20 protein-coding genes are annotated in these 20770 nt (G+C 39.0%); 16 read left to right on the plus strand and 4 right to left on the minus strand.

Annotated elements, in window-relative coordinates; translation table 11 throughout:
- Positions 1-90 precede the first annotated feature (90 nt).
- Positions 91-2559, minus strand: coding sequence for a transglycosylase domain-containing protein (locus BQ5341_RS04365; RefSeq protein ID WP_071130807.1), 2469 nt, complete (start codon positions 2557-2559; stop codon positions 91-93).
- Positions 2560-2760: 201 nt separating this feature from the next.
- On the opposite strand from BQ5341_RS04365, the gene BQ5341_RS04370 reads away from it, so the two are divergent.
- Positions 2761-3660, plus strand: coding sequence for a deoxyribonuclease IV (locus tag BQ5341_RS04370; protein WP_083378590.1), 900 nt, complete (start codon positions 2761-2763; stop codon positions 3658-3660).
- 46 nt (positions 3661-3706) lie between these two features.
- Here the strand turns inward: BQ5341_RS04370 and BQ5341_RS04375 are convergent, their stop codons facing one another.
- Positions 3707-4930, minus strand: coding sequence for a dicarboxylate/amino acid:cation symporter (locus tag BQ5341_RS04375; protein WP_071130808.1), 1224 nt, complete (start codon positions 4928-4930; stop codon positions 3707-3709).
- Positions 4930-6390, minus strand: coding sequence for a UDP-N-acetylmuramoyl-L-alanyl-D-glutamate--2,6-diaminopimelate ligase (locus BQ5341_RS04380; RefSeq protein ID WP_071130809.1), 1461 nt, complete (start codon positions 6388-6390; stop codon positions 4930-4932). Before BQ5341_RS04380 ends, BQ5341_RS04375 begins: the two co-directional genes overlap by 1 nt.
- Before the next feature lie 233 nt (positions 6391-6623).
- Here BQ5341_RS04380 and BQ5341_RS04385 point away from each other — a divergent pair, with 233 nt between their 5' ends.
- The 9 genes from BQ5341_RS04385 (at position 6624) to BQ5341_RS04425 (ending at position 14680) form a co-directional block, all read left to right on the plus strand.
- Complete coding sequence (locus BQ5341_RS04385) at positions 6624-7067, plus strand: NUDIX hydrolase (RefSeq protein WP_071130810.1); 444 nt, start codon at positions 6624-6626, stop codon at positions 7065-7067.
- A 209-nt stretch (positions 7068-7276) separates the two neighbouring features.
- Complete coding sequence (locus tag BQ5341_RS04390; protein WP_071130811.1) at positions 7277-8122, plus strand: bifunctional 5,10-methylenetetrahydrofolate dehydrogenase/5,10-methenyltetrahydrofolate cyclohydrolase; 846 nt, start codon at positions 7277-7279, stop codon at positions 8120-8122.
- On the plus strand, positions 8119-9477 hold the full coding sequence (xseA, locus tag BQ5341_RS04395; protein ID WP_071130812.1) for an exodeoxyribonuclease VII large subunit: 1359 nt from the start codon (positions 8119-8121) through the stop codon (positions 9475-9477). The genes BQ5341_RS04390 and xseA overlap by 4 nt, the downstream gene beginning before the upstream one ends.
- Entirely contained in the window at positions 9470-9700 is a 231-nt protein-coding gene (locus BQ5341_RS04400) for an exodeoxyribonuclease VII small subunit (protein WP_071130813.1), read from the plus strand. Before xseA ends, BQ5341_RS04400 begins: the two co-directional genes overlap by 8 nt.
- A 15-nt stretch (positions 9701-9715) precedes the next feature.
- On the plus strand, positions 9716-10597 hold the full coding sequence (locus tag BQ5341_RS04405; protein ID WP_071130814.1) for a polyprenyl synthetase family protein: 882 nt from the start codon (positions 9716-9718) through the stop codon (positions 10595-10597).
- Between the two features lie 35 nt (positions 10598-10632).
- Positions 10633-11448: a TlyA family RNA methyltransferase gene (locus BQ5341_RS04410; RefSeq protein ID WP_071130815.1), complete on the plus strand. Its 816-nt coding sequence runs from the start codon at positions 10633-10635 to the stop codon at positions 11446-11448.
- A 17-nt stretch (positions 11449-11465) separates the two neighbouring features.
- Positions 11466-11927: an arginine repressor gene (locus BQ5341_RS04415; protein WP_071130816.1), complete on the plus strand. Its 462-nt coding sequence runs from the start codon at positions 11466-11468 to the stop codon at positions 11925-11927.
- Between the two features lie 31 nt (positions 11928-11958).
- Complete coding sequence (gene recN / locus BQ5341_RS04420; protein WP_071130817.1) at positions 11959-13641, plus strand: DNA repair protein RecN; 1683 nt, start codon at positions 11959-11961, stop codon at positions 13639-13641.
- Positions 13642-13735: 94 nt separating this feature from the next.
- Positions 13736-14680, plus strand: coding sequence for an aromatic acid exporter family protein (locus tag BQ5341_RS04425; protein ID WP_071130871.1), 945 nt, complete (start codon positions 13736-13738; stop codon positions 14678-14680).
- A gap of 211 nt (positions 14681-14891) precedes the next feature.
- On the opposite strand, the gene BQ5341_RS04430 is transcribed toward BQ5341_RS04425, so the two are convergent.
- A complete protein-coding gene (locus BQ5341_RS04430; protein ID WP_071130818.1) occupies positions 14892-15014 on the minus strand; it encodes a DUF4044 domain-containing protein in 123 nt (40 codons plus the stop codon).
- Positions 15015-15152: 138 nt separating this feature from the next.
- Between BQ5341_RS04430 and BQ5341_RS04435 the strand changes: the two genes are divergently transcribed.
- The 6 genes from BQ5341_RS04435 (at position 15153) to mraY (ending at position 20769) form a co-directional block, all read left to right on the plus strand.
- Positions 15153-15512 (plus strand): DUF3397 domain-containing protein, encoded by a 360-nt coding sequence (locus BQ5341_RS04435; protein WP_083378591.1) that lies wholly within the window; start codon positions 15153-15155, stop codon positions 15510-15512.
- Positions 15513-15806: 294 nt separating this feature from the next.
- Positions 15807-16238, plus strand: coding sequence for a division/cell wall cluster transcriptional repressor MraZ (gene mraZ / locus BQ5341_RS04440; RefSeq protein ID WP_071130819.1), 432 nt, complete (start codon positions 15807-15809; stop codon positions 16236-16238).
- Between the two features lie 15 nt (positions 16239-16253).
- Positions 16254-17216 carry a 16S rRNA (cytosine(1402)-N(4))-methyltransferase RsmH gene (gene rsmH / locus BQ5341_RS04445; protein ID WP_071130820.1) on the plus strand — a complete coding sequence of 321 codons (963 nt, stop codon included), beginning with the start codon at positions 16254-16256 and terminating at the stop codon, positions 17214-17216.
- The gene (gene ftsL, locus BQ5341_RS04450) at positions 17209-17589 is read left to right on the plus strand and encodes a cell division protein FtsL (protein ID WP_071130821.1); all 381 of its coding nucleotides are present in this window, start codon (positions 17209-17211) and stop codon (positions 17587-17589) included. Before rsmH ends, ftsL begins: the two co-directional genes overlap by 8 nt.
- A complete protein-coding gene (locus BQ5341_RS04455) occupies positions 17590-19755 on the plus strand; it encodes a penicillin-binding transpeptidase domain-containing protein (RefSeq protein WP_071130822.1) in 2166 nt (721 codons plus the stop codon).
- Positions 19756-19791: 36 nt separating this feature from the next.
- Positions 19792-20769, plus strand: a complete 978-nt coding sequence (gene mraY / locus BQ5341_RS04460) for a phospho-N-acetylmuramoyl-pentapeptide-transferase (RefSeq protein ID WP_071130823.1) — start codon at positions 19792-19794, stop codon at positions 20767-20769.
- Position 20770: the final 1 nt, after the last annotated feature.

Genomic DNA, 20770 nt, shown 5'->3' on the forward strand with positions numbered 1-20770 from the left:
GCTGGATTTGATGAAATAATAAACAAGATAAATGAAATTAATAGAAACAAAAAATCCTGTGCCCATTTTTTGGACACAGGATTTTTTTTATTATGGTTGGGTTACTTCAGCAGCTGGTGTTTCTGCTGCTGGATTTTCAACTGAGGGGGTTGTCTCTTCTTTGGCAGCATCAGAACTTGTGGAAGGGCTAGAGCTGCTGGAAGGAATTGTTGGTACTTTCGGAATTTCTACTTGGTAAAGTTTTAATTTATCTTTCCAAGCGACAGCGTAATTTTCTTTCGTCCCGCCAATCGCAAATTCATATGAAGTTGCCGGCGCATCGCCGGTGGCATATAAACTATTTACCGGAGTTCCCGGTGTAACATAAGTTTTTCCTTCATAAGAAAAATTAGCGATTTTAGTTCCGGTGACATTAGAGACAGGAACTTGTTTAACAGACGGGTCTAAAGTGAATTTAGTATCAGCTTCAAAAATGGTCGCATTGGTTTGATAAACGCGATTGATGACATACGCCCAATATTTTTGATTACTAGTCGCTGTACCTGAAGCCATGGAAGTACCATCGTCATAACCGGCCCATGAACTAAAAGTAATCCCCGGAGTCGACGCGATAAACCAAAAATCTTTATTGTCTGTTGTTGTTCCGGTTTTTCCGGCCCAATCAGCGTTCGCTAAAGTAGAATTCACTTCGCCTAAAGTCCAATAAGCAGTACGTCCGGTTCCATTTTTCACCACGTTTTTCATCATTTCATTTAAAATAGATGCCGCAGCTTTAGAATAAACTTCAACCGGAGCTGCTTCGTGTTGATAAATTACTTCGCCGTCATTCGTAGTAATTTTTTCAATCAAATAGCCGCGATTATACACGCCGCCATTGGCTAAAGTGGCGTAACCTTTTGTCTGATCGTAAACCGTCATATCCATTTGACCAAAAGCCGACGATTCTAAATAATATTCTGACTCAGGCACATCGTATTCCATTTTTTTCATATATTCGCCAGGATCAGTATTTTGCAAAACTTCTTGGTACAAGTGATACGTAGGAATGTTCAATGATTTCGTTAAAGCATCCAGGCTAGAACGGAACGTATTGTCAGGAGGAACACCGGCATTCCAAATTTCTGTTTCCGGTTCTTCTTTATAAAAAGTTTGAAAATTAGACAGCATCGTTTGCGTGCCGATTAAACCAATATCAACGGCAGGACCATATGCTAAAACAGGTTTAATAGTAGAACCTGGCGCGCGTTTTGTATCAAAGGCGTGATTATTTTGACTCGTAGCAAAGTCTCGTCCGCCAATAAAGCCATAAATTCGTCCCGTATGATTATCCATTAAGACGCCGCCGTTTTCCACGTAGGCGCCGCGACCGTCATCTAAAATATAACCGTAATCACTAACGGCGGTATCTAAAGTTTGTTGAATCGAAGCATCAACGGTCGTTTGCACCGTGTAGCCTTCTTTAGATAATTGGCGTTGGGCTTGTTCGTAATATTGATTGTACAAAGCCTCGTCGTCGATGACTTGTTGTTGGGTTAATTTATCTTTAGTATAATTTTGAGCCATTAAAATTTCTAGCACTTGTTTTTGAACGGTGAAATATAAAAATCCGCGCTGGGTTTCGGTGGCATGAGCGGTTGGCAAAAATTGACTAGTTAAATCTACCGCTTTGGCCTCGTCGTATTCGGCTTGGGTAATAATTTTTTCTCTTAACATGGAAAATAAAACAATATCTTTTCGACCTAGACCAGCGCTTTGATCTTCTCTTAGTGCACCATTATTTAAATAAGGAGAGTAAACAATGGGACTTTGCGGCAGACCGGCGATAAAGGCCGCTTGTGGCAGCGTAAGTTCAGCGGCTTTTACACCAAAAATTCCTTCAGCGGCTTCTTCGACACCGGCGATATTTTGGCCTTTATTATTACGACCAAAAGGGGAGATATTTAAATAAGAAGTAATAATTTCGTCTTTTGAAAAATATTTATCCACTCGTAAGGCCAGCAAAATTTCATTGGCTTTGCGTTTGAAAGTTGTTTCTGAAGTTAAAATTTGTTGCTTTACTAATTGTTGGGTCAAGGTCGATCCACCTGAAGAACCGCCCAAACCGGTTAAATCAGAAATAACTGCCCGTGCTAAAGCTTTTGGAACAACGCCAGGATGATCTTCAAAATTTTCATCTTCGGTGGCGATAATGGCTTGTTTTAAATAGGGTGAAATTTCTTCAGACGGTACAAAAGTCCGAATCAAATCAGAACTAATGGTAGCTAAATTTTCACCGCCAGCATAAGTAATTTGCGAAACTTCTTCGTAATCGCTGAGTTCTTTTTGCAATTCTTCTTTTGTCGGTGGTGTTGTATCGGCAACTAAAGAAGCAAAATATCCAGTCCCAACACCTAGGGCCAATGATCCGCCTAATAATAGGAAGATAACTAAGAATAGCGCTAATCTTTTAACCACGCCTAGAGTGACATTGAGACCAAAAATAAAAGTCTTAACTTGTTGTCTATTTTTTTTGAAAAAAGTTTTTGTGGCCTTTAAGAAATCTTGAAATCCTTGCGGCAAATATGTTCACCTCGTTTTTACAAATTTACATAGTCGCTTGATTATAGCAAATAGAAAGCATTTTCGATAGTGAATTCGCCCGTTGCCTCGGCTTTGTAACAGAAAATTTAGCAAAATGTAAAATTTGAGGCGGAATTTTAGGTTTTTTTCCAAAGATTTTGATAAGATACTTATAAGAAGAAAGAAAACTTGGAGGAAAAAATGGAAAAATTATTGCTCGGCTCCCACGTTTCCATGAGTGGCACTAAAATGTTATTAGGATCAGCAGAAATGGCGGCTCAATTTGGCGAAACGACCATGATGATTTACACCGGCGCACCGCAAAATACGCGCCGCAAAGCAGTTGATCAAATGAATATTCCGGCGGGTCTAAAATTTATGGAAGAGCACGACATCAGTCATCTGGTGGTTCACGCGCCTTATATTATAAATCTCGGCAATACGTTTAAGCCGGAAAATTATGCGTTTGGCGTGCAATTTCTCAAAGAAGAAATTATGCGAGCACAAGCTTTAGGGGCTACGCAAATTACTTTGCATCCGGGAGCTCATGTAGGTGCTGGACCAGAGGCGGCCATTGCCCAAATTGCCCGCGGCTTAAATGAAGTTTTAACGCTAGAACAAATTCCGCAAATTGCTCTAGAAACGATGGCTGGAAAAGGAACTGAAATTGGGCGCACATTTGCAGAGTTGGCGGCGATTATTAATCAAGTAGAATTGAAAGAAAAAATTTCAGTAACTATTGATACGTGTCATTTGCATGATGCTGGATATGATGTCAAAGATCATTTTGACGATGTGTTAGCAGAATTTGATCAGGTGATTGGTCTTTCTTATTTGAAAGTTGTTCATGTCAATGATTCCAAAAATTTGCGGGGGTCACATAAAGATCGCCACGCCAATATTGGTTTTGGGGAAATTGGTTTTGAAGCAATAAATAAAATCGTGCATCATCCGCTTTTAGCAGCGTTACCGAAAATTTTAGAAACACCGTATGTGGGTGTAGATAAAAAAACGCAAAAGCCGCCGTATGGTTTAGAAATCGCCATGCTTAAAGCGGGCACCTTTGATCCTTTGCTACTAGAAAAATTACTTAGTGAATAATAAAAAGTCGCTGACAAAAAATTTGTCGGCGACTTTTTTTATGAAATTAGAGTTTCTGTTTTTTATCTACTAGGCGATGGACGAGCATGGCACTGGCGATATTACTAGTGGAGTTCAGCAGCGTTGCTGGAATATCAATAATCGTTGAAATAATAATCACTAACGGAATGGCTTCGGTTGGAAAACCAAAAAGAGAAACGATTAAAGTCTCAGCCACCAGACCACCACCGGGAATGGCTCCCATAATGGCGCCAACAAAAAAACCACCAAAAATAATAGCTAGAATATTGATTGGAGTAGTAATGTCGCGGCCGAATAATAAGAAAAGAAAAGCGATTTTAAAAATCCCACCAACAACGGAACCGTCTTTATGAACGTTAGCCCCTAGTGGAATAACGGTGTCCACAATATCGCGACTGACACCGATTTTTTGCGTGTATTCTAAGTTGGCTGGAATACTGGCTGCTGAAGAACAAGTAGCCATCGCTGTCGCAGCCGGCACCGGAATATTTTTCCAAAAGCGCTGCAGTCCAACTTTTCCGCTAGCTAAAAAGGCGTAGAAACTTAAGACCCCAAAAAAATAAATAACCGTAACGACTAAGTACAAGACAAAGACGCGGAAATAACCATTAATAATTTGCGCCCCCAACTCGCCGATGATCACAGCAAAATAACATCCTAAGCCGATGGGCGCTAAATACATGACGTAAGTAACCACTTGCATCACAACTGCATTTCCTGCCACGAGAAATTGTTGGAAGGCTTTGGCAGATTTTCCTTTAGCAGAAGTGGCTAAACCAATCAGCAAAGAAAAAATAATTAACGGCAACATATTACTTTTGGAAAGTAACTTTGAGAAATCGTCAACAGTTAACAAATTGACAATGCGCTCAGTTATAGGGAGGGCTTCGGAAGTATCGGCGCTGCCCATTAATGCTAAAATTTTACCGGAATCTGCAGCATCGATTGGGTGAACCAACGCGACTCCTAAAAAGCCAATCACCGCCGCAATCAAGGAAGTGAAAAGAAAAGTCCCAAAAGTAGCGGCCAAAATTTTTCCAAGCCGCGTCTTAGAAGTCATTTGACCAATCGCCGCTGAGATGGAGAAAAAAACTAGCGGCACTAAAATCATATACATTAAATTTAAAAAAATAGTGCCCACAGGTTTGACAATGGCCGTTTTTTCTCCCCAAATCAATCCAGCCCCGCCTCCTAAAATTAAGCCAGCTAATAAGAAAAGGGAATCTTTATATTGAACAATTTTTTTCATTAGACACCAACCAAACTATATTCTTCAACGATTTCACGATCGTCAAAATGATGTTTCACTTCACCGATGATTTGATAATTTTCATGGCCCTTACCGGCAATTAAAACAAAATCATTTGGCTGAGCTAGATCAAGGGCCGCTTGGATAGCTAATTTCCGATCGGTTATTCGGCTAAAATTATTTGTAGTTAATGAAGAAATCATGTCATCTAAAATAGCTTCGGGATCTTCAGTGCGAGGATTATCCGAGGTGAAAAAAGTAAAATCACTATGGGCCGTGGCAATTTCAGCCATAATTGGGCGTTTTGTTTTATCGCGATCGCCGCCACAACCCACGACACAAATCAGTTTGCCAGTTTTTATTTTTTGAGCTTCCGTTAAAACATTTAACAAACCATCTGGTGTGTGGGCATAATCAATAATTGCCGTCACATGTTTAGCGGTGGTGAGTTGCTCAAATCGCCCTTTGCAACCAGCAAATGTTTGCAACGCATCAATAATTTGCGTTAAGGAAAGACCAGAGGCAAGAGCGGCACCAATGGCAGCTAAAGTATTATAAACATTAAACTCACCAATCAGTTGAGTCGACACTAAATAATTTTCCCCAAGATAACTAAGCTCAAAATGGGTACTCTTTTGCGTAGTCTGGATATTTTTTGCTTGTAAAAGAGCATTGTGATGAAATCCGTACGTTAACACATTTTGACCCGTGACTTGCGATAATTTTTCGCCAGCCGGATCGTCAATATTAATTACAGCGGTTTTTTTCTGATGATAACTATTGCCGAGTTGGGAAAATAATAAACTTTTCGCCGCTAAATAATTTTCCATTGTGCCGTGAAAGTCCAAATGATCTTGTGTTAAATTCGTAAAAACGGCGACTGAAAAATCCGTTCCCCAAGTGCGCCCTAATGTTAAAGCGTGGGACGAAACTTCCATCGCCACATGGTGCACATTTTCTTGAACCATTTCCGCAAATAATTTTTGTAAAGTGAGAGCATCGGGGGTCGTATTATTGGTGGAAATTATTTTGTCGCCAATGGCATCGTACATCGTCCCAATCAGCCCAGGTTTTTCACCGACAGATTGAAAAATATGTTTTAAAATATGGGTAATCGTAGTTTTGCCATTCGTGCCAGTGACACCGATAAGTGATAATTTTTGACTAGGATGGCCATAAAAGTTATTTGCTAATTGCGCCAAAGCCTTATTGGTTGAAGGGACGAGAATAACAGGTAATTCAGGAGCTAATTTTTTTTCAGCAATAATAGCCACAGCACCTTTTTCCAAAGCTGCTTGAGCCAACGTATGACCATCAACATGATTACCGGCTATACAGATAAAAATATATCCCGGTTGCACCTCCTTCGTATCTTGGGTTAAACCGCTAATTTCTAAATCTTGGAATTGATCAATTTTGTTCAAGGTTAAAACATTTTGGAATACTTTACCCAAGCGCATGTTAACGTCTCCTTTAATGGACTTGCTATTTTTTTTATAATAATATCACAAGTGTTGTCTTAAGCCTAGCTTGATTTTAAAGTTTTTTTAAGAATTTTTAGTGACTGAAAAATGAATAAAAATTATTTCAAAATAAAATCGACTTATGGCGGGAAAAATTTTCAAAAAATTCAATAAAATACTTGGCAGATTGATACTTTGTCGCTAAAATAAAGTAAAGAGAGGGGATGTCTATGACAATTCCAAGTTTTGGTGAAAAGACGGCCAGCGTCTATCAAACCCGCATCGGGGTCTATGTGGTCATCTATAATGAAGAAAAAAAAGAAATTATTTTAGTACAAGCGCCAAATGGGGCTTATTTTTTACCCGGCGGTGAAATTGAAAAAGGCGAGACCCAAGCACTTGCTCTAAAAAGAGAACTGTTAGAAGAATTAGGGTTTGTCGTAGATAATCCCGCGTATTTAGGCGTGGCGGATGAATATTTTCATTCTAATCATCGAAAGACCGATTATTATAATCCTGGCTACTTTTATGGCAGCCAAGTGTTCCAACAAGTAGCCGAGCCTTTGGAACAGTTCAATCATGTGGAATGGTTCGATGTGGAAACGGCACTGAAAAAATTGAAACGCGGATCACATCGTTGGGCGGTAGAACAATTTTTTAAATTAGAAAAATAAATGATTGCAAATATCATGAGCAATAAAAACTGTGACGAAAAGAAAAACTTTTTGTCACAGTTTTTGTCTTTGCTAAGAGACAATTTTTTTGACTCTTTTTACTAAGAAGATGATTTTTTCATACCAAGACTCAGCGGTTAGAAACTTTTTTTAAAAGCGTTGCTATGCTATGATATGTAAAGAAAAAAGAACTTTAGGAGGGCTGGAAAATGGGCGAAATTTTAGACGGGCGAGCATTAGCCGACCAACTACAAATAAAATTAAAAGAAGAAGTGGAACAATTACCATTTTCTCCAAAACTAGTCGTTATTTTAGTGGGCGACGATGGAGCTTCTGAAATATATGTGCGAAATAAAAAACGAGCCGCTGAAAAAGTGGGCATTATTTCTGTTGTGGAAAATTTGCCGAAAGAAACTTCGGAAGCAGAATTATTGGCATTGATCAACCGGTATAACGAAGATCCAGAAACAGACGGCTTAATTGTCCAACTGCCATTACCAGCACATCTTAATGAAGAAAAAATTATTTCTGCTGTCGATCCAGCAAAAGACGTGGACGGTTTTCATCCGGAAAATGCCGGCTTATTACTGACGGGAAAAAATCAACTGGTGCCAAGTACACCGCTAGGAATTATGACTTTACTGAATCATTACGGCATTTCTGTGGCCGGAAAAATCGCTACAGTCGTTGGTCGCAGTAATATTGTGGGAAAACCAATGGCCCAACTCCTTTTACAAAATGACGCCACCGTAATTATGACGCATTCTAAAACAAAAAATTTAGCCGAAATGACAAAATTAGCTGATATTTTAATTGTCGCTATTGGTCGCGGTCAATTTATCACAGCCGACTATGTTAAAGAAGGCGCCGTTGTGGTGGATGTGGGAATGAATCGCAATGCGGAAGGGAAACTTGTGGGAGATGTCGATTTCAAACAAGTGGAACCGCTAGCTAGTTTTATTACGCCGGTACCAAAAGGCGTTGGTCCCATGACCATTACGAGTCTGCTGCAACAAACGGTAAAAGCTGCCAAAATTCGGCGAGGCATATCATGAATGAAGAATATTTAACCGTCAGTGCTTTAACTGGTTATTTAAAACAAAAATTTGACCGTGATCCTTATTTGCAACAAGTCTTTTTGACCGGGGAAATTTCAAATTTTCGGCCGCGAGCCAATGCCCATCAATATTTTTCTTTAAAAGATGATGGGGCCAAGATTTCGGCGGTGATGTTTAAAGGTGCGTTTGCTAAATTAAAATTCCGACCTGAAGAAGGACAAAAAGTTCTCGTTGTCGGTCGTATTTCACTTTATGAAGGTAGCGGTAATTATCAAATTTATGTCGAAAAAATGGAACCAGATGGCGTAGGTGCCTTATTTCAAGCATTGAAACAATTGCAAGAAAAATTAACCAAAGAAGGCTTAATTACAGCCCCGAAAAAACCAATCCCTAAATATCCGAAAAAAATTGCTGTAATCACTAGTCCAAGTGGCGCTGTGATTCGAGATATTATCACCACGGTTAAGCGTCGTTATCCGATTGCCAAAATTGTTTTGTTTCCTACATTGGTGCAAGGAAGTTTAGCGGCTGAAAATATCGTTTCTAATTTAAAACAAGCCGATGCTCTTGGCTTTGATACGATTATTATGGGTCGCGGTGGCGGATCAATTGAAGATTTGTGGCCTTTTAATGAAGAAATTGTCGCTCGCGCTATTTTTGCTGCCAAAACGCCAATTATTTCTTCAGTGGGTCATGAAACAGATACGACAATTGCTGATTTGGTTGCCGACAAACGAGCAGCCACACCAACCGCCGCAGCTGAATTGGCTGTTCCAGTTTTAGTGGATGAACTTAGAAAAATTAGCGATTTTGAAAATGCCCTCGTCTTAAATTTACAAAAAATATTGCAACAGAAAAAACAATCTTTCAATCAATTCGCTCAGTCATATGTCTTAACGCAACCACAACGACTTTATGAAGGATTGAGTTTAAAAGTTGATTTAAATGCGCAACAATTGTCAAATAATTTCCAGAAAATTTTCCAGAAAAAAACACAAGAAACACGAGTCGTCCAAGATCGTTTGCAAAAAACGGATTTACCCCAACGACTAGAGTTAACTAGTCAAAAAGTCAATCAGCTAAGTATCGATTTGACTCGGGGAAGCCAAGATTTATTGGCTAGCAAAAAAATTCAATTTGAAAAAACAGTCAGTGCTTTGAATTTACTAAGTCCGTTAAATATTTTAGAGCGGGGCTTCAGTTACGTAACGACAAATAGAGAGATTGTGAAATCAAGTGAGCAAGTTGCGGTGGGAGATGAAATTCAAATTCATTTACATCAAGGACAAATCACCGCCACAGTCACGAATAAGACAGATCAGAAAGATCAGAAAGAGGAGAAAAATGGTTAAAGAAGAAAAGAAAGCTCAGACATTCGAAGAAAATTTACAACAACTAGAACTTATCGTCCGCCAATTAGAAAGTGGCGACGTGCCATTGGAAGAAGCGTTAACCGCCTTTCAACAAGGCATTTCTTTAACCAAAACACTTCAAAAAACTTTAGCCAATGCTGAGGAAACTTTAACGAAAATCATGACAGAAAACGGCGAAGAAGTATTTGCAGAAGACAAATAAAAAGGAGTGGTTGGAATGGTTGAAGGAAATGATCAATTAGCCGCGACTTTAAAAGGCAATTTAAAAGACACTCTAGAAAAAAGTTTAGAAGACACCTATCCGGAAACATTAAAAAAAGCCATGTTGTATTCCGTTCAAGCAGGTGGCAAAAGATTACGTCCAAACTTAATCTTAGATGTAGTGGCAGGATTTCATGGACCACTTTCTGTTGGTGTTTATCAAGTAGCATCTGCTGTCGAAATGGTTCACACCTATTCCTTAATTCATGACGACTTGCCGGCGATGGATAATGATGATTATCGCCGAGGAAAACTCACCAATCATAAAGTGTTCGGAGAAGCTGTAGCGATTTTAGCAGGCGATGGACTGTTAACAGAAGCTTTTGCGCTACTTGCAGCAAGTGAAAATCCAGCAGACCAAGTGGTGGCTCTAACAAAACTTTTAGGAAAAAAAGCTGGCACTAATGGGATGGTTTCCGGCCAAGTCTTAGATATCAACGCCACTGGTCAACAGTTAAACTTAGAGCAGCTGACCGAAATTCATCGGCTAAAAACGGGCGCGTTAATTGAATTTTGTCTGATGACAGGCGGCATTTTAACCAATCAATCCCAGAAAGTCATTAAGCAACTAGAAGAAGTGGGAACGCATTTTGGTTTGGCCTTTCAAATCAAAGATGATTTACTTGATGTGGAAGGGGATTTTGAAACATTAGGAAAAGCGCCCCATCAAGATGAAATTCTCAATAAGAGTACTTTTCCTAAATTATTAGGATTAGACGGCGCAAAAGAGGCGTTAGCCAAAGAAATTAAATCAGCACAAGAAATTTTAGCCAACATCCAACAAACAGAAGATTTTGATACAACGGCTATTTTAGCTAAACTTAACCAACTGAAATAAAAAAAGAAGTACCATAGAAAATAAGGAGGCATCCGGTGAAAGAACGCATCGATGTATTAGCAGTGCAACAAGGATTATTTGAAACGCGGGAAAAAGCCAAGCGGGGTATTATGGCTGGCCTTTTATACAATGAAAATAATCAGCGCTTCGACAAGCCTGGTGAAAAAATTCCAGCTGAAACCAAGTTACATATTAAAGGGGAAAAGTTCCCTTACGTTTCCCGCGGTGGTTTAAAATTAAAAAAAGCGTTGGCCAGTTTCGGCTTAGATGTAACGGATAAAATTATTTTAGATATCGGATCATCCACTGGTGGTTTTACTGATGTAGCTTTACGCAGTGGGGCAGCTATGAGTTATGCACTAGACGTGGGTTACAATCAATTGGCTTGGTCTTTGCGCCAAGATCCGCGGGTTGAAGTGATGGAGCGAGTGAATTTTCGTTATAGTAAGCCGGAAGATTTTACTAAGGGATTGCCAGATGTAGCGACGATTGATGTTTCTTTTATTTCGCTGCGGTTAATTTTCCCACCACTGAAAAATATTCTAGTACACAATGGTGAAGTGGTGGCACTCGTAAAACCACAATTTGAAGCCGGTAAAGAGCAAGTAGGAAAACATGGCGTCATTAAAGATCCTAAAGTTCATCAAATGGTTTTAGAAAAAGCATTTTCTTACGCTCTCGATGCTGGGTTTACCATTGCCGGCCTAGATTTTTCACCAATTACCGGAGGCGTAGGAAATATTGAATTTTTACTTTATTTAAAAAATAATGAAGACGTGCAGCAACTGGTTTCAAAAGAAGAAATCAAAGAAGTGGTCACAAAAGCCCATCAAACATTGCGCCAAGATTAAAGAAAGGAGCGAGAATTATGAAAAAAAAAGAACGGCAAAAGTTATTGCAAATTTTAATGGAAACGACCCCGATTAGACGTCAAGAAGATTTTGTCGCCGCCTTGAAAGAACAAGGAATTCCCGTGACACAAGCGACGATTTCTCGAGATATTAAAGAAATGCAATTGATAAAAGTGCCGGCGGAAAATTACGGTTCTGTTTACGCTTTGCCGCAACAAACTCGCTCCACTGAAATCTTGCCGCGAGTTAAAAAAATATTGAAAACGAGTTTAATCAAAATGGATCGTCAAAATAATCTGTTGGCTTTGCGTTTACAACCAGGGTCCGCTGTAGCAGCCGGCTCTTTGTTAGAAAAAGTTTTTGCTGATGAATTATTTACTATTATGACTGATGATAGTCATGTCTTATTATTTGCCGAAAATCCAGCGTCCGCTGAAAAAATGGACCAACAAATCAACGAATGGATTGACCGCCTGTGATGAATAGTCTGAGTATGAGTGAGGAAAAGCCATGTTATTAGAATTAAGCATTCATGATTTTGCAATTATTTCCAAATTGCGTTTGAATTTTCAAGGAGGCATGTCGGCTTTAACCGGTGAAACTGGTGCGGGAAAGTCGATTATTATTGATGCCGTGGGTTTATTATTAGGTGCGCGGGGCTCAGCAGATTTTTTACGAAAAGGGGCGGCCAAATGTACTTTGGAAGGTTTATTTACTAAGCCTAATCAAGCAAACTTTGACCAAACCATAGAAGAAATGGGCTTGAGCGCTCCTGATGATCAATTAGTAATTCAACGAGAAATTTTAGCGAGTGGGAAAAATATTTGCCGAGTGAATGGTCATTTGGTAACTATTAGTCAGCTGAAACAGTTGGGTATTTTTTTAGTAGATATCCAAGGGCAACACGACACTCAAGCGCTATTGCAAGTGGAACGGCATCTGCCTTTATTAGATGAATTCGGTAAAAAAAAGATTGCCCCTCTGTTAAAGGATTATCAGGAAAAATTTCAAGAATATAAATCTCTTGCCCAGAAAGTCGCCGCCCAAAAGCAAAATGAAAAAGCCTTCGCCCAACGGATTGATATGCTGTCTTTTCAATCGGATGAAATTGAACAAGCGCAACTAGTAGCCGACGAAGAAGAAGGCTTGATTCAAGAACGCAATCAATTAGGCAATTACCAAAAAATTATGACGGCGCTAGCTGAAACATACCAAACACTAGAAAGTGACTGGAGTGTTTCTGACCAACTGGGAACTGCCAGATCCGTTATGGAAACAATCGCCGACATTCATCCGGCTTACCAAGAAATTTCCGAAAGTTTGGATACGGCATTTTATGCTATTCAAGAAGCAATTCCTAGTTTAAATGCTGAAATTGAATCGCTGGAGTTTGACGAGGAACGTTTAAACCAAGTAGAAGAACGTTTAGAAATTATTTTTCAGCTAAAACGTAAATACGGGGAAGATATTCCCGCCATTTTAAAATATTGGGATGAAATTTCAGAAGAGTTAGCTGCAGCCGGTGGCGCCGTCGATGTAGAGGCGCTAGAAAAAAATTTACAAGCAAAAAAAGACGCTGTTTTAAAATCCGGGCAAAAGTTACAACAAACCCGCCAACAAGTCGCGGTCAAAATGAGCCCACTATTAAAAAAAGAACTCCAAGAATTGTATATGGAACATACACAATTTGAAGTTCGCTTTACTGATTTGGGAGAACATTTTACTAAAGAAGGCTTAGCTAGCGCTGAATTTTTCATCCAAACAAACGTCGGGGAAGATTTAAAACCATTAGTAAAAGTCGCTTCTGGTGGCGAGTTATCTCGCTTACTCTTAGGATTGAAAAGTTTATTTGCTAAAAGTTTAGGCGTCACCTCGATTGTTTTTGATGAAGTGGATTCCGGGGTTTCCGGTCGGGTGGCAACGGCGATTGCTAATAAAATCCATCATATTTCTCAAAATTCGCAAGTTTTGTGTATTACTCATTTGCCGCAAGTCGCGGCCGTTAGCGACCAACAATATTTAATCGAAAAAGAAATTCAGCATGGACGAACCGAAACTAAAGTCCGACTTTTAGATTTTGAAAAACGAGTCGAAGTCTTGGCTAAAATGATTGGCGGACAAACCGTGACCCCAATTAGCTTAGAGCATGCTAAAGAATTATTGGTGCAAGGGGAAAATGAACAAACAAAATGAAATAAAAAGTAGAAAAATGATTGGTTGATTTGATTATTTTCGCCATAACTTGGACAAGAAATTAAAACCTATTAAACAGCAAGGAGTGATTGCGATTAAAATTGGATTAAGAACTGTAAAAACAGCAGTCGCGGCCACACTGGCCATGATTGTAGCTTATAGTTTACAATTACTTTATGCGCCATCTGCCGGAATCATTGCGGTCTTGAGTGTGGGCAATACTAAGAAAACATCATTGATGACGGCAATTAAACGCATCGCCTCTTTGTTGTTAGCAACAGCGATTGCTTTTGTCTGCTTTCAATTATTTGGTTTTCATCCAATCGCTTTTGGTATTTATTTGTTGCTATTTATCAGCATTTCAGTGAAGTTTGGTCTAGAAGATGGCATTGTGGTGAATTCAGTTTTGGTGACTCACTATCTAATCGAGGCCTCGTTTGCCCCCAAACTTTTGCTAAATGAATTTCTGTTAATGATCATTGGCGTAGGTTTTGCCCTCCTATTTAATCTAGTCATGCCGGATATGCAAAAAAAATTAAAAGAAGATCAACTGGTCATTGAAGAAATGTTTCGCAAATTACTGCGACAAATGGCGCTACATCTTAATCAAGTGGAACAAGCAGGGCTGCGTGCTAACTGCCAAGGTTTACTGGAATTTATTTTTGAAGCGCAAAAAAGAGCAAAAATTGACGGTGAAAATCAGTGGCTTGATCAAAATGTTTACTTTACAGAATATTTTGCGATGCGAAAAACCCAATTGCGGGTGCTGGGGGATATGATTACTTTACTGGACAAGATTTTTGTCGAAGAAGCTTTCATTGAAGATATTCGTTATTTATTGGAAATGACCGCTGATGAATTTGCCGAGTTCAATGATGGCAAACAAATTTTGACAGAAATCATGCAAGTTTACGAAAATTATCGAAAAAAACCACTCCCGCAAACAAGAGAAGAATTCGAAAACCGCGCCAGATTATTTCAGTTTTTACAATCATTTACGAGTTTTATCGAAATTAAAGCTGAATTTAGTGAAACATAAAAAAATCCTTCTGCGGTGATCCACAGAAGGATTTTTTGTTTTTTTTGATTTTCCTAATTTTCTACAGTGCTCAACACTAAAAATATAACCTTGATTGACGGTATATTTTTAGCCGCACTTTGGAAAATAGATAAAATTTTTGCCGAATGTACCATTCGTCTTTCGATTTTCCTAATTTTCTACAGTGCTAAACGCAAAAAAATATAACCCATTATAAAACACCCATTTGGGCGAGGGCGGTTAGGACAACGCCGGCTACGGTTAGAATTAACATAGTCCAAATCATGATTTTGGTAATTTTTTGAAAGCCAGTTACTTTTTTCTTTTCACTCATTGATTGCACCTCACGATGAACACATTTTAAACGGAAATAGATAAAATTACAAGCAAAAAATTTTTTTAATTTAGCAAAAATTTTACAGTAAACATGATATACTAGATGAGTTCTAAAATTTTGATGGAGGTGAAGACGATGTGGTGGCGCATTTTCTGGTATATTTATCCGCTAGTAGTGCTTTTGGCGACTGGTTTTATTGTCTCGCGATTCCTTATTTTTAAAAAATATAGTCTTAAAAGTGTTGATTTGGCCACGATTTTATTGGTCTTAGGGTTACATATACTTTCGCAAGATACATATGGACAATCTTTTTTTCCGTTTTGGCTAATTATGACGATGCTCATGGGAATCGCGGTGGCCATTTTCCTAGGTCACTATTATGGCGAAATTGAATACCCCCGCTTTTTTAAATTATTTTGGCGCCTGACCTTTTTAATGACCATAGCACTTTATTTGGTCTTTATTATTTTAAACATTATTCATCATCTTAACTAATCGCTTAAGCTAAGCCTCCGTTAAAAAACGGGGGCTTTTTTTTGTTAAAAATTGCCCCACTTTCCAAACGAGAAAATTTCAGCAAATGAATCGCAAAAACAGCAACTTTTTCTTAAAAATAACTAATATTTCCAAAAAATATTTATAAAAAATGCCATAATGTCTGTTTAATGTTACAGCAATGTTACGTAGGTATTAAAAAAAATTTGCGGACCACAATTTTTTAAAAGCTGGTGGAGAAAAGTGGGGGAATGTGGTAGACTTATCCTATCTAGTGGAAGGTAGGTGAGCGTCATGTTTATGGGAGAATTTCAACATACAATTGATCCAAAAGGGCGCTTGACTATGCCAGCGAAATTTCGCGAAGCCCTAGGTGAAAAATTCGTCGTCACCCGCGGACTTGATGGCTGTTTATTTGGCTATCCTTTGAGTGAGTGGGAACAGATGGAAACAAAATTCGAACAAATGCCGGTCAGCAAAAAAGATGCCCGGACTTTTGTGCGTTATTTTTATTCTTCGGCGACTGAATGTGAAATTGATAAACAAGGACGAATTAATATTCCTAGTTCCCTGCGCACCCATGCGACCTTAAGTAAAAATTGTGTCGTCATTGGTGTCTCTAACCGGATTGAAATTTGGGATGAAACCCGTTGGCAAACATTCTCAGCTGATGCTGAAGAGAACTTTGATGAAATTGCCGAAAATATGATCGATTTTGGATTTTAAGTAAAGGAGTCAGACATGCCGGCATTTAACCATGAAACAGTTTTATTACACGAAACCGTCGACCAATTAAACGTGGATCCCACCGGCATTTATGTCGACTGCACGTTAGGTGGAGCCGGTCATACAACTTATTTACTGGAACAACTAACGACGGGGAAATTATATAGTTTTGATCAAGATCAAACCGCCATTGATCATGCTAAAGAAATCTTGCCTGAAGAAATTGCTTCTGGCAAGTTAACTTTAGTAAAAAATAATTTTAGAAATCTGAGAGAAGCGCTAGCTGATCTTGCTGTTTTTAAAGTTGATGGCATTTTTTATGATTTAGGCGTATCTTCGCCTCAATTTGATATTGCGGAGCGCGGATTTTCTTATCAAAAAGATGCGCTCTTAGATATGCGAATGGATCAAAGCCAAGAACTTACAGCGGCGATTGTGGTGAATACTTGGCCTTATGAAAAATTAGTGAAAATATTTTTCCGTTATGGCGAAGAAAAATTTTCTAAACAAGTCGCCCGTCTAATTGAAAAAAAACGCCAGCAAGCACCAATCGAAACAACTTTTGAATTAGTAGAAATAATTAAAGAAGCCATTCCAGCACCTGCCCGACGAACTGGCGGACACCCAGCCAAACGGATTTTCCAAGCTTTAAGAATTGCAGTCAATGATGAACTGGGTGCTGTTGAAGAATCACTAGAACAAGCTTTTGATTTATTAAATATCGGCGGCAGAATTTCAGTGATTACTTTTCATTCTTTAGAAGATCGCCTCGTAAAAAACATGTTTAAAGAAAAAGCGAATCCTAAAGATTTGCCACCAGGTTTACCCATGGTGCCTGAAGAATTCCAACCCATGTTGAAATTAGTTTTTCGCAAACCAATTTTAGCTAGCGCTGAAGAATTAGAACATAATAATCGTGCCCGCTCGGCTAAATTACGAGTGGCGGAAAAAGTAAAGGAAGGTGAGACACTTGGCTGAATTAAAAAAAGAATATATTTTCGATGAAGCAAATCCTAGTCAAGTGCCCCAAGAACTTCCCCAAACACCAGAAGTTCCCATCGTCCTACCTATTAAAAGATCCAAACGAATTTCTCGGTTGGAAAAACTTTTAATCGTCGTTTTCCTTGTCGGCACACTCGTCATGGCGATTGCCACAATTAATTTATCTAATGAAGCAACCCGTGTTCAAGAAAACACGACGAACATTCAACAATCGATTAATCAACACCAAAAAACAATTACTCAGCTTCAACAAGAAAGAACAGAATTATCCACCGCCGCGCGGATCAAAGAAATTGCCGAGAAATTCGGCTTGACCTTGCAAGAAGAAAATATAAGGAATGTGAAATAAATGGCTCGGTGGAAAAAGTTTTTTGAAAAAAATGCGTCCTCACCTAAGAACAATCGCAAAAAAGTCGGCAGATTGTTATTTGCTGTGGCTTTTGGGTTGTTCTTTTTGTTTGCTATTCGGCTAATTACTATTGTCGCTACTGATTCGGTTTCTGGCACTAAGCTTTCTACGCAAGTTGCCAAATTATACAATGGAGAAAGTAGTGTACCAGCTAGACGAGGCACGATTTATGACCGCAACGGAGAAGCCATTGCTGAAGATGCCACTTCGTATTCAGTTTATGTCGTATTAAATACTAATTACACAATAGGCGACACAAAATATTATGCCCAAGAAGCTGATTATCCAGTGATTGCCCAAATTTTAAATCAGTATTTAGCCATTGACGAAAGTTATTCACTTGACCAAATGCAACAAACGTTAGAAGATGGTTCGAAACCATTTCAAGTGGAGTTTGGCAATGCGGGAAAAAATGTGAATTTAGAACAAAAATTAGCTATGGAAGAGGCAATGGCTGCAGATAATAGGAAAGGATTGTTTTTTGAAGAACATCCTGCACGTCTGTATCCTAATGGCAACTTCGCTTCTTATTTGATTGGTTACGCGCAACTGACAGACGTTAAAGACGAGAGTAAAGGACTCGAGGGAATTATGGGGATTGAAGCAAGTTACAACGATATCTTGCAAGGAACCTCGGGGAAAACAACTTTTGAAAAAGATCATAATGGCAATCCGGTGGCAGGCACAGTAGATGAAATTACTCAAGCAACAGATGGTCAAGATATTTACACTACAATTGATAGTCATTTGCAAAGTTATCTAGAAACTTTAATGGATGCCGCTTTTGAGACGAGTCAACCGGAAGATTTAACTGCTGTTTTAATGAAAGCTAAAACCGGAGAAATTGTGGCCATGAGCCAAAGACCAACTTATAATCCCCAAGAAGGATTTAAAGAAGACACCTTGTATCGAAATTTATTGGCAGAAGATCCTTTTGAACCAGGATCCACCATGAAAACGATGTTGTTAGCTGCGGCGATTAATGAAAATAAATTCAATCCATACGAAACTTACAACAATCAATCATTAAAGCTTTATGACACCACTATTAATGATCATGATTTAGGCGCCATTGGTACTTTAAATATGAGTCAAGCTTTTGCCTGGTCGAGTAATATCGGGATGACTTTACTAGAACAAAAATTAGGTGACGATGTTTGGCGAGATTATTTAAATCGTTTTGGTTTTGGTCAATCTACTGGGTCAAAATTACCAAATGAAACAAGCGGCTCATTGCCGGAAAGTTCACCAGTTAGTGTGGCCATGTCGTCATTTGGACAAGCTATTTCTGTTTCTGATTTGCAAATGCTGCAAGCTTATTCAGCCATTACAAATCACGGACAAATGTTAAAACCTTACTATATTAGTCAAACTGTCGACCAAAATACCGGCGAGGTGCAAGTAACGCAACCTACTCAACTAGGACAAGTCGTCACCGACGATACGGCGAGCCAAGTTTTAACGCATTTACAAGATGTGGTGGAAAATCAAACATATGGGACCGGGAATGGATACGCCATTGACGGCTATGAAGTTGGTGCTAAAACCGGGACCGCCCAAATTGCAGAAGGCGGCGGGTATTTAACCGGGACCAATCAATATATTTACTCTGTAATGATGGCAGCGCCGATTGATGATCCGGAATATTTACTTTATGTAACGATTAAAAAACCGACAACTTATACTAGTGCGGTCTTACCAAGTATTACCAATCCTTTAATGAAAAGAGCATTGGATTTAAAAGAAAATCAAATCAGTACGTTAACCCCTGAAGTCGCAAATTATCAAGGACAAGATGTTGAAACAGCAAAAAGTGCTTTAACTGTCTTAGGCTTGCAACCCATTGTTTTAGGTGATGGCACCACAGTCGATGCCCAATCTATTGCTGCTGGAACTAGCTTGCTTTCTAATTCCAAAGTAATCTTACGGACAAAAGGAACGTTAACGATGCCAGATGTTTCTGGCTGGAGTAAAAATGATTTGATTCATTTACAAGAATTACTCAATGTACAATTTGAAATAATTGGTCAAGGATTTGCTGTGGCTCAAAGTTTAAGCGCCGGACAAGCTCTTGGTAGTGAAACCATTCGAATTGTTTTACAATAAAAATAACAGCCCTAAGCAAAATTAAGGAGAAAAAATATGGAATGGACCCAAATCTTTTTACCGATAGCTTCAAGTTTTGGACTAACAGTCGCGGCGATGCCGTTTTTCATTGGTTATTTTCGCATGAAAAAACAAGGTCAACAAATCCGCGAAGATGGGCCGAAATGGCATAATGCCAAAGCGGGCACTCCAACCATGGGGGGCGTGATTTTTTTACTTGCTGCAGCGATAACGGCTATTTGGTCAGGATTTTGGGTCGGCGCTGTGACGCCAGTTTTATGGATTTTACTTTTTATTTTGGCACTTTATGGCTTATTAGGATTTCTCGATGATTTTATTAAAATCTTTCAAAAAAGAAATCTAGGTTTACGTTCTTGGCAAAAATTGGCCGGACAAATTCTCGGTGGTTTGATTTTTTATTTAGTTTATCGCAGCGAACATTTTTCCGATGCTTTACATTTACCATTTGGCTTGGAATTGCCTTTAGGTTTATTATACGGCGTGTTCGTTATTTTTTGGCTCGTTGGTTTTTCCAATGCAGTGAATTTAGCAGATGGAATCGATGGCTTAGTGGCCGGCCTTGGCACAATTTCTTTTGGCACGTATGCGATTATTGCTTGGCAACAACAACAATGGGATGTTTTCATTTTGTGTATTGCCGTTGTTGGCGGCTTACTGGGCTTTTTCCCTTATAATCATAAGTCAGCGAAAATTTTTATGGGTGATGTTGGTGCCCTTTCACTAGGCGGCGTGCTAGCGGCGGTTTCCATTTTGCTGCGCCAAGAATGGACGTTACTTTTGATTGGTTTTGTTTATGTAGTAGAGACTGCTTCGGTGATGCTCCAAGTGACCAGCTTTAAATTGACCGGCAAACGACTTTTTAAAATGTCCCCGATTCATCATCATTTTGAAATGAGCGGCTGGAAAGAGTGGAAGATTGATATCGTATTTTGGAGTGTCGGTCTAATTATGAGTGGACTGACCTTGGTAATCATTTATGGCTTGGGAGGCTAAT

Source organism: Enterococcus timonensis (assembly GCF_900104595.1).
Classification (GTDB): domain Bacteria; phylum Bacillota; class Bacilli; order Lactobacillales; family Enterococcaceae; genus Enterococcus_J; species Enterococcus_J timonensis.